The organism is Ruminococcus flavefaciens (assembly GCF_900116855.1).
GTDB classification, from domain to species: domain Bacteria; phylum Bacillota; class Clostridia; order Oscillospirales; family Ruminococcaceae; genus Ruminococcus; species Ruminococcus flavefaciens_R.
Genome location: NZ_UETD01000008.1, coordinates 1 through 10,070, shown reverse-complemented (window position 1 = coordinate 10,070; position 10,070 = coordinate 1). Strand labels below are relative to the sequence as shown.

The window sequence follows — 10,070 nt, the reverse complement described above, 5'->3', positions numbered from 1 at the left end:
CATTGTCTTATATATCATCTTTTATGAGAACAACAGCGAAGTTCCCTTACATACGAAACGGCTTGAAAATGCCGCCGCATATGCGTTTATCCGCGAAACGGAAACATAGCAGGGGTAAGGCAGATTATCATAAGCATAGAAGTGAGCTGTATGCTCCAGCCGTATTTTATGTAATCCTTGAATTTATATCCTGCGCGCATCGTCATTCCTATGAAGCCGCAGGAAAGCGGAGTCATGATGGAAAGACCTGCTGCCATAGTGACAGCTATAACGAAGGGAGTGGGGGAAAGTCCGAATTTGTCAGCGATTTCGATCGAGAACGGAAGTATCATTATTACCGTTGTGGTATTTGCAAGAAGATTGCTTATCAGAACGGTGATAATGACAAATATCGCAAGCAAAACTATTGCGGGAGTATTTTCGGGAAATATACTGCAAAGACGGGACGATATTTTCTGAACGGCGCCGCTTTCACAAAGTGCGCCTGCAAGACCGATACTGCACCCAAGCCATATTATTATATTCCAGTCAGTCTGTCTGAGAGCTTTTTTTTCGTCAACAGCCCTGCCGAGAAGACATATCAGAGCCCCGATAACAGAGGCAGCTCCAACCGAAACTATACCGCTTATAAAAAGCACAAGCATTACAAGAGCTGCAAAAAGAGTTACCGCTGCCTTTCTTTTGTCGAGCTTACCGCTTACAGGCTCGAAATCGGGATCATCCGAAGGAAGATCGGCTTTGCCCCATATCTCGATACCTTTTCTGTATGAAAAAAAGTACATCATCAGCATGACTGCGGCAAAGATCGAAAGTCCCAGCGGAAGCAATTCAAACATAGTGATACCGTTTCCGGTTGAATCCAAAGCCATTGATGAGGCGATCAGTGTGGCTGGAGCGCCGATGAGAGTACACTGTCCTCCGAGGATAGCGCAGATTATGACAGGCAGTATTATATTTTTGGACGCTATGGATCTCGTTGTTTTGGAAATGCTTAGGCATATCACCATCATCATCGAGCATACCACCTGATTGTTGAGAAATGCGGACAATATCGCAGCTGTACAGCCTGCTGTCACGATAACTCTTTTTTCCTTTCCTTGCGAAAAACGGATTATCCAGGAAGCTATCAGACCTCCGAGTCCGCACTCAAAGAAAGCGACACCGAATATTTCAGTACCGAAAACAATTAGAACGATATCATTTGTAAATCCTGAAAGCGCTTTTTCAGGAGAACATACTCCAAAACAGATCATGAGTATACAGCCAAGCATTGCAACTGTCGATGGCTTGAATTTGTCTGTTATAAACAGAATGATACACACTGTAAAAATAATGATAGCCGTATTCAAATTTTTTCTCCTTTGTTTTATGATACTAACAAATATTATACCACACAAATAATATGGAGTCAATAATTATCCTGAAAACTATTGATTTCACTAGTTTTATTGGCAATGTGTCGGCGATAATGAATAATGTGATGATTTCTGTAACTGCATTATTTAAGAAGAAAAGACGGTCATGGCATCAAATAAGAAAGATATAGATCTGAAAGAATTTCTATGTTTTGCTATTGACATATTAACCGAAATTGTTACACTTTCTATTTGAACGGTAAGCTGATACACAAGGCTTCCAATATGTTAAAGCGTATGAGAGCTATTTTACAATAGAGTCTTGATGTAGTTTATGATTTGATGAAGTTATTAAGAAATGCAGCGATAAAATCATATTACTAAACTATTTGTAATAAACGTGCCGGTTATTACTTCCAATTGTCGAATATTACACATTATATTGACAAATGGCTGTGTAAATGATATAATATTCATAATATTTATAAGTGGATTTGACGTATAATTAATTACTTTGAATTAACTAATATCAGGAGTGTATGAGCTTCACTGGAGGTGGATAAATGTTTACGGCGCATATTTCAACAGATATGAAACGTGAACAGTCGGTACAGGAACACTGTAGAAATACAGCTGAACTGTGCGGAGGATACTGTAAACTATTCGGCGCTGAAAATATCGGAAGACTTTCGGGCTTGCTTCATGATATCGGCAAGCTGTGTTCTGATTTCGATAATTATATCAGGGGAATATCAGGATTCAGCCGTGGAGAGATCGACCACAGTTATGCAGGTGCAAAATTCATAACTGAGAATTCTGATAAAGCTCATGCAGGTGTTGCACGGCTTATAGCAAGAGTTATCATTTCTCATCATGGACTGCATGACTGGGTAGACGATAATTGCAGGGATTATTTTCATATCCGAATTGCGAATGATAAGAACTATGAGCAGATAAAAGAAAACACTTCACTGATGATCAGCGCTGACGAGTTTGATGGACTTCTGGAAAAAGCTGATGATGAATACAGAATAATATGTCAGAAAATAAAGAATATCTCAAAAAACAAAACTGACTGTGCTTTTTATCTCGGTTTGTTTGAACGTCTTATAGAATCTGCACTTATAGATGCTGACAGAACTGATACGGCGGCATTTATGGATGATGAGGAATATCCCGAATACTTTGCATTGCACGATCTATGGCTTTTCATGAAGAATAATATGGAAAAGAAGCTTGACAGTTTTTCGGACAGAACGGATGTCATATCAGATCAGAGAAAAAGCATATCGGAAAGATGTGCTGATTTTGCAAAGAATGATGTGAAGATTTGCAGATTGATCGTCCCCACAGGCGGTGGAAAAACCCTTTCGTCACTGCGTTTTGCCATTGAATATTGCCTTGAACATGGCATGGAAAAGATCATTTATACTGCTCCTTTTATGTCGATACTGGAACAGAACAGTGCAGAAATAAAGGGGATTGCCGGTGAGGAGAATTTCATTGAGCATCATTCAAATGCTCTTTCGGAAAAGTCTGATAATTCCGAAGAATTGTCTGCGTATGAACTGCATACCGAGCGTTGGGACAAGCCTGTTATCGCAACGACAATGGTCCAGTTCCTTAATTCGTTGTTTTTGGGGAAGTCAGCTTCAGTCCGACGTTTTCACAGACTTGCAAAGTCGGTGATAATTATTGATGAAGTGCAGTCGATGCCGCTGAAATGCGTGAATATGTTTGACCTTGCCGTGAATTTTCTCTCAAATATTTGTGGTGCCGCAATTGTGCTTTGTACTGCAACTCAGCCTGTGACGGATGATGTCAGATTTCCAATGCTTTTGGATGAAAAAGAAAGCATGACAGGTGATTTTAAGGCAGATTTCGAGATATTCAGACGTACTGAAATTATCCCGAAAACAGATGAATATGGTTACTCCAATGAAGAAGCGGCAGATTTCTGCATTGATAAATTTACATTGGCAGGTGATCTTCTTGTTATAGTAAATACCAAATCATCAGCACTGAAAATATATGAGCTTATAAAGGAAAAATGCCAAAATGATGCTGAGGTAGTGCATCTCAGCACGAATATGTGTCCTCAGCACCGCCGTGACAAAATAGAGGCTATCCGAGTATTATTGAATGAAAAAAAGCCCGTAATATGTGTAACTACTCAGCTTATTGAAGCGGGTGTGGATATATCGTTCAGATGTGTTGTGCGTTCACTTGCAGGACTTGACAGTGCTGTGCAGGCGGCAGGAAGATGCAACAGACACGGCGAAAATAATGATATATGCCCTGTTTATCTTATAAAGCTGAAAGAAGAAAAACTTGGAAATCTAAAAGGAATATCCACAGCGCAGTACATAACACAGCGTATAATAAATAAATATGAAGATATTTCATCTCCTGATGTGGTTTCGGATTATTTCAGGGAATTATATAATAATGAAAAAGAAAAGCTTTCATATTCTGTTCGTGAAAATGAAACTCTTGTGAATTATCTTTCTTTGAATACAAAAAGATATGAAATGCTGCCGGATCCCAAAACGTGCAGTCAATTTGAATCACAGGCATTTAAAACGGCAGGGAAGTTGTTTAATGTGATCGATGAGAATACACGGGATGTGATAGTTCCATATAATAAGGAGGCTGAGGAGATCATCAGCAGACTCGAAAACAACCATGAAAATATATCGCTTCTCCTGAGAAAAGCCCAGAAATATACTGTAAGCATTTATATCGGAACTGAACGAAAACTGTATGAAAATAATTCGCTCCGTGATATTTCCTGCGGTGCAGCAATTCTGGACAGATCTCATTATAATAGTGAAGTCGGAATTGATATTGAAGGAGCAGAAAAGGAATTATTGGTATTCTGAAAAAGCCGAACGGGGTGATCCGTGCGGCTGAGTCAGAGAAATAATATAATCAGAATTATCTCGATCCAAGACTGTTAAGGACACTATTAGTTTATCATTTATTAAACGGATAATTGTAAAATAGTGTAAAAATACTTTATTCAGATCAAAGAATATACCATAATCTAAAAAAGGAGGTCGGAAAATGCCAAAAGAAATATTCAGAAACACAGTGGAATTTGCAGTCCGCGGACGTTATGCACTGTTCTCGGATATCCTTACAAGAGCCGGAGGTGAGAAGTCGAGCTATCCTATACCGACGTATGAAGCGCTGAAAGGTATTCTTCACAGCATTTACTGGAAACCGACAATAGTTTGGTGTGTAGACAGCGTGAGGATAATGAATCCTATACGCACAGCCAGAAAAGGCATACGTCCGATAAAATACGGCGGAGGAAATGACCTTGCATATTACACCTATCTTGAAGATGTTTACTATCAGGTCAGGGCGCATTTTGAATGGAATCTCAATCGTCCCGAACTTGCACAGGACAGGAATGAGAATAAGCATCATAATATTGCCAAGCGTATGATAGAACGCGGCGGACGGAGAGATGTATTCCTTGGTACAAGGGAGTGTCAAGGCTATGTTGAACCATGTGAATTCGGTGAGAGTACAGGAGCTTATGACAACTGCGGAAAGATACCGTACGGACTTATGTATCACGGCATAACATATGCTGATGAAGCAGTCAATGAAGATGACATGTATATGCTGACTGTGCGTTTATGGCAGCCTGAAATGAATAACGGAGTTATAGATTTCATACGTCCCGAAGAATGTACGCTGAAACGTCATATCAGAAAAATGCCCATAAAGCCTTTTGGTAAGGAGCTTGATAACTTTATCGGACTTGATGAATTTGTCGGAGGTGGTATAGGTGAGCTGGACTGACGAATTATACAAGATATACGAATTCAACTGTGACCGTGAGTTCGGTGAAAATGAGCCTGTTATGCTTCCTGTGGCACATTCAACTGCAAACGCACAAATAGAGATAATGATCGATCTTGAAGGTAACTTTAAAGGCGCAAAAGCTGTTGAAAAGTCTGACGCAGTCACAGTTATACCTGCTACCGAGGATTCTGCCACAAGAAGCAGCGGTATCTGTGCAATGCCTTTTGCTGATAAGCTTATATATATCGCAGGGGATTACAGTACCTATGCAGACGGGAAAAAAGCTGATAATTCGGGACATTTTATCAACTACATGAATCAGCTGAGAAAATGGATGGCAGGAGAATACAGTCATCCGTTCGTCAGGGCTCTTTATATGTATCTTGATAAAAAATGCCTTATCTCCGACTTAGTCAGGGCTGATGTCATAAAAACGGATGAGGTCTCGGGAAAATTTAAAGAAAAGCAAAAAATATCCGGTATTGCACAAGAGGACAGTTTTGTACGCATAATAATTTTTACGAATGATTCTGTTGTTGAGACATGGAAAGACAGATCATTGCAGGATAGTTTCATATCGTTCAACAGCAGCCTTATGGGAGAAAAACAGCTTTGCTATGCCTCCGGGGAGTATGTTCCGTCAACATACAAGCATCCGTCAAAGATACGCAATAGCGGCGATAAAGCAAAGATAATGTCCACAAACGATGAAAGCGGATTCACCTACAGAGGAAGATTTGCGGATAAAGAACAGGCTGTATCGGTAGGATATGAGTATTCTCAGAAGATACATAATGCATTGCGCTGGTTAAGGGAAAAACAGGGAAAGAATATCGACTCTTTGACTGTGATCGTATGGGCGAGTGCAATGCAGGATATTCCTGATAGTTCTGAAAGTTTCTTCGATGATTCGTTTTTTGATGATCTGTCTGATGAAAAACAAGAAGATATTCCATCAACTATGCCTATGTATATGGATATGCTGAATAAACGTATCTTCGGTGTCAGAGAGAAACTTGAACCCAATACCAAAGTAATGATAATGGGACTTGATGCTGCAACAACAGGCCGTATCAATATCTCTATGTATTCGGAGCTGGAAAGCTCTCGGTATCTTGCAAATATCGAGAAATGGCATTCTGAGACTGCATGGCTGAGATTCTATGGTAAATCAAAGAAAAAGATGATAAATTCATTCAGTGTCTATGATATTATCAGATATGCTTTTGGTACGGAGCAGGGAGCATTTGTTGACTGCGACAAAAAGCTGATGCGCGATAATATTCTCAGACTTCTGAATTGTATCACAAACGGAGCAAAACTGCCGTCGGATATCGTTTATGCGTTATATCAGAAAGCATCGAATCCGCTGGCATATGATAACAATTACAATCATCGCAGTGTACTGGAAACGGCCTGCGGTATGATACGAAAAAACATAATTGACCGAAAAGGAGATGTTTCAATGGCTTACGATCCGAGTATTACCGACAGAAGCTATCTTTACGGCTGTCTGCTTGCTATTGCTGACAAAGCTGAAAGTGAAGCCTATGACGAACAGGAAAGAAATGTCAGGGTAACGAATGCAAGAAGATACTGGAATGCTTTCTCTCAGCGGCCGTATATGACATGGGGCGTTATTGAGGAAAGACTCCGTCCGTATATGGATAAACTTGGCAAATCACAGGTAAAGTACAGTAAATGGATAAATGAGATCGTTTCAAAGATGGATGAAAAGATATTCATGAATAACAGTCGTCTTGAACCGTTGTACCTTCTTGGTTACCATCATTTTACAGAATATATGTACAACGGCAATGTTAATAAGGAGGAAAAATAAATGGGAGTTTTACAGAATAAGATAGACTTTTCACTGCTTGTCACAGCAAAGAATGCAAATCCTAACGGTGATCCGCTCAACGGCAACCGTCCCCGTGAGAATTATGACGGTCTTGGCGAGATCTCCGATGTATGCATCAAGAGAAAGATACGCAATCGTTTGCAGGACATGGGAGAGAAGATATTTGTACAGTCAGATGACAGGTGCGATGACGGATTCGACAGCCTTCGTGCAAGGGCGGACGGAAATGAAGCTATCAAGGCTATAAGCAAGGGTAAAAATACTGACAGAGATGAATATGCTAAAACTGCCTGTGCTGAATGGATAGATGTCCGCAGTTTCGGTCAGGTATTCGCGTTCAAGGGTGACGCTGTATCCGTAGGTGTAAGGGGACCTGTTTCAATACAGCAGGCTGTAAGTGTGTCTCCTGTTGATATTGTGAGTATGCAGATAACAAAAAGTGTCAACAGTGAAGGAGGAAAGGAAGGCAAGGCTTCTGATACAATGGGAATGAAACACCGTGTCGAGTTCGGACTCTACGTTATAAACGGAAGTATCAACTGTCAGCTTGCGGAAAAAACAGGTTTTACCGATGAGGATGCAGAGAAGATAAAACAGGCTCTCCTCACCCTTTTTGAGAATGACACTTCTTCCGCCCGTCCTGACGGCAGCATGGAGGTTTGCCGTCTTTACTGGTGGAAACATGAGGGGAAAACTCCTAAATATTCATCAGCTAAAGTCCACAGACAGCTTGTTGTGAAGCTGAAAGACGGTGTCAGCCGTCCGACTTCGTTTGATGATTACGATGTTGAGCTTAATGAGCTTGACGGACTTGCCTGCGAGAAATATGAAGATCTGATATAATGTACAGCGAAGATGAATATCTCATGCTTTCAGGTGTTCAGCACTTTGCCTTTTGCCGCAGACAGTGGGCACTGATACATATTGAACAGCAATGGGAGGAAAATTCACGGACAGTTGACGGAAATATAATGCATGAACGAGTACATGATCCGGAGCTTCATGAAAAGCGCGGAGAGCTGGTCATAACCCGTGCAATGGCTGTTTCGTCTGCAAGGCTCGGTATTTCGGGCGAATGTGACGCAGTTGAACTGCGTAAGTCTGATAATGGCATTGAGTTATACGGACTTGAGGGGAAATATACTGTGACTCCTGTTGAATACAAAAGGGGAGAGCCAAAAGAGGATGACTGCGATGCAGTCCAGCTAATGGCACAGGCGCTTTGCCTTGAAGATATGCTTTGCTGTGATATCCCGTTCGGCTATCTCTATTACGGTGAGATACGCCGCAGAGTAAAGGTCGTGTTTGATGATGAGCTGCGTAAACGGGCAGAAGAAATCATCCAAGAAATGCACGAACTTTATAAAAAGCAGTATACTCCGAAAGTGAAGCGGAGAAAACGCTGTAATGCCTGTTCGCTGAAAAATATCTGTCTTCCGGTTATATGCGGTAATAAAAAAGCATCGGACTATGTTGAGCAAATGCTGGATACGGAGGAAGATAAATGAAAAAACTGCTGAATACTGTTTATGTGAATAGTCCTGACAGATATCTTTCTCTTGACGGCGAAAATCTCGTAATAAGTCAGGATGGGACTGAGATCGGCAGAGTTCCGCTTCATAATATCGAGCGTATCATGACATTCGGCCATGCAGGCGCAAGTCCTGCTCTTATGGGGAAATGTGCCAAAAATGGTATAGAACTTGTATTTATGAGCAGGAACGGACACTTTATTGCACGGGTTGAGGGTGAAGTGAAAGGAAATGTTCTTCTCCGCCGCCAGCAGTACAGAATTGCAGATAATGAAAAAGGCTCGCTTGATATTGCACGAAACATTATATCTGCAAAGCTGTTCAACAGCCGGTGGGTACTTGAAAGAATGATACGCGATCACGGTGCAAGAATAGATACCGAATTGTTCGGCAAAAAGTCCGAGTTTCTGAATAATTCCATAAAACAGGTGAGAAATTGCAGCGATATGGATAGTCTGCGCGGTATTGAAGGAGAAGCGGCATCAGTCTATTTTTCCTTGTTCAATGATATGATATTACAGCAGAAGAATGATTTCAGATTCGATACAAGAAACAAGCGCCCCCCTCTTGATAATGTAAATGCTCTGCTTTCATTTGCGTATTCAATGGCGACAGGAATGTGTACAAGTGCACTGGAAAGCGCGGGACTTGATCCGTATGTGGGATTTATGCATACCGATCGCCCCGGAAGACGTTCACTTGCACTTGATATGGTGGAAGAGATACGTTCGGTGCTGTGTGACCGATTTGTGCTGACGTTGATCAATAAGCGGCTTGTAAGCAGTGATGACTTTGTAAAGCGTGAAGATGGTGCAGTTCTGCTAACAGAGGATGGACGCAAAAACTTTTTCAGTGCATGGCAGAAGCGGAAATCCGAAGAATTGAAGCATCCGTTCATTGAAGAAAAGGTGGAATGGGGAATGCTTCCTTATGTGCAGGCTATGCTTCTGGCACGATATATCCGAGGCGATCTGGACTGTTATCCGCCATTTATGTGGAAGTGATACTATGCTTATACTTGTAACATATGATGTAAATACACAGGATAGGGATGGGCGTAAACGGCTCAGGAGAGTTGCGAAGCAATGTACGAATTACGGTGTGAGAGTGCAGAATTCTGTATTTGAATGTGTAGTCGATCCCGCTCAGCTGAAGCTGTTGAAGAAGGCTCTGACCGATGAAATAGATGAGAAAAAAGATAGTCTGAGAATTTATAATCTCGGTAATCGTACGAAATCAAATGTTGAACATTTCGGCGCGAAAACTGCCATAGATGTTGAGGGTGAACTGATTTTTTAGTGCGAACCCTGAGTGAACATGAATTTGTCGGTTCATTCGCACCTTTATAATACTTATTATTATGCTCAAACGGCTCTTTTTTCGGTTTGTGAGGATATATAAACAAACCGATTTTGTCAGAATTGTACTTTGGATTAATTCGTTTTATTCAGCTATTGTACAATTTTGCTGTCTCCCTCCGCACGGAGGGAGTGGATTGAAATA

8 protein-coding genes are annotated in these 10,070 nt (G+C 41.1%); 7 read left to right on the top strand and 1 reads right to left on the bottom strand.

Annotated features, from left to right (window positions below; genetic code table 11):
• Nucleotides 1-86: 86 nt before the first annotated feature.
• The gene (locus DSZ37_RS09180) at nt 87-1,349 is read right to left on the bottom strand and encodes an SLC13 family permease (protein ID WP_181380288.1); all 1,263 of its coding nucleotides are present in this window, start codon (nt 1,347-1,349) and stop codon (nt 87-89) included.
• Nucleotides 1,350-1,918: 569 nt separating this feature from the next.
• Between DSZ37_RS09180 and cas3 the strand changes: the two genes are divergently transcribed.
• From cas3 to cas2, 7 genes are all read left to right on the top strand, one after another.
• Nucleotides 1,919-4,237 (top strand): CRISPR-associated helicase Cas3', encoded by a 2,319-nt coding sequence (gene cas3, locus DSZ37_RS09175; protein ID WP_109726613.1) that lies wholly within the window; start codon nt 1,919-1,921, stop codon nt 4,235-4,237.
• Between the two features lie 184 nt (nt 4,238-4,421).
• A complete protein-coding gene (gene cas5c, locus DSZ37_RS09170; RefSeq protein ID WP_109726612.1) occupies nt 4,422-5,171 on the top strand; it encodes a type I-C CRISPR-associated protein Cas5c in 750 nt (249 codons plus the stop codon).
• Nucleotides 5,158-7,014: a type I-C CRISPR-associated protein Cas8c/Csd1 gene (cas8c, locus tag DSZ37_RS09165; protein WP_109726611.1), complete on the top strand. Its 1,857-nt coding sequence runs from the start codon at nt 5,158-5,160 to the stop codon at nt 7,012-7,014. The genes cas5c and cas8c overlap by 14 nt, the downstream gene beginning before the upstream one ends.
• Nucleotides 7,015-7,878, top strand: a complete 864-nt coding sequence (gene cas7c, locus DSZ37_RS09160) for a type I-C CRISPR-associated protein Cas7/Csd2 (protein WP_109726610.1) — start codon at nt 7,015-7,017, stop codon at nt 7,876-7,878.
• Nucleotides 7,878-8,543, top strand: coding sequence for a CRISPR-associated protein Cas4 (gene cas4 / locus DSZ37_RS09155; RefSeq protein WP_181380287.1), 666 nt, complete (start codon nt 7,878-7,880; stop codon nt 8,541-8,543). Before cas7c ends, cas4 begins: the two co-directional genes overlap by 1 nt.
• Nucleotides 8,540-9,571: a type I-C CRISPR-associated endonuclease Cas1c gene (gene cas1c, locus DSZ37_RS09150; RefSeq protein ID WP_109726609.1), complete on the top strand. Its 1,032-nt coding sequence runs from the start codon at nt 8,540-8,542 to the stop codon at nt 9,569-9,571. The genes cas4 and cas1c overlap by 4 nt, the downstream gene beginning before the upstream one ends.
• Nucleotides 9,572-9,575: 4 nt before the next feature.
• Nucleotides 9,576-9,866, top strand: coding sequence for a CRISPR-associated endonuclease Cas2 (gene cas2, locus DSZ37_RS09145; protein ID WP_109726608.1), 291 nt, complete (start codon nt 9,576-9,578; stop codon nt 9,864-9,866).
• Nucleotides 9,867-10,070: the final 204 nt, after the last annotated feature.

Excerpts from the sequence above, each read along its gene's own strand:
- cas1c (WP_109726609.1), top strand. The coding sequence starts at position 8,540 with ATGAAAAAACTGCTGAATACTGTTTATGTGAATAGTCCTGACAGATAT.
- cas5c (WP_109726612.1), top strand. The coding sequence starts at position 4,422 with ATGCCAAAAGAAATATTCAGAAACACAGTGGAATTTGCAGTCCGCGGA.
- cas3 (WP_109726613.1), top strand. The coding sequence starts at position 1,919 with ATGTTTACGGCGCATATTTCAACAGATATGAAACGTGAACAGTCGGTA.
- cas7c (WP_109726610.1), top strand. The coding sequence starts at position 7,015 with ATGGGAGTTTTACAGAATAAGATAGACTTTTCACTGCTTGTCACAGCA.
- cas4 (WP_181380287.1), top strand. The coding sequence starts at position 7,878 with ATGTACAGCGAAGATGAATATCTCATGCTTTCAGGTGTTCAGCACTTT.
- cas2 (WP_109726608.1), top strand. The coding sequence starts at position 9,576 with ATGCTTATACTTGTAACATATGATGTAAATACACAGGATAGGGATGGG.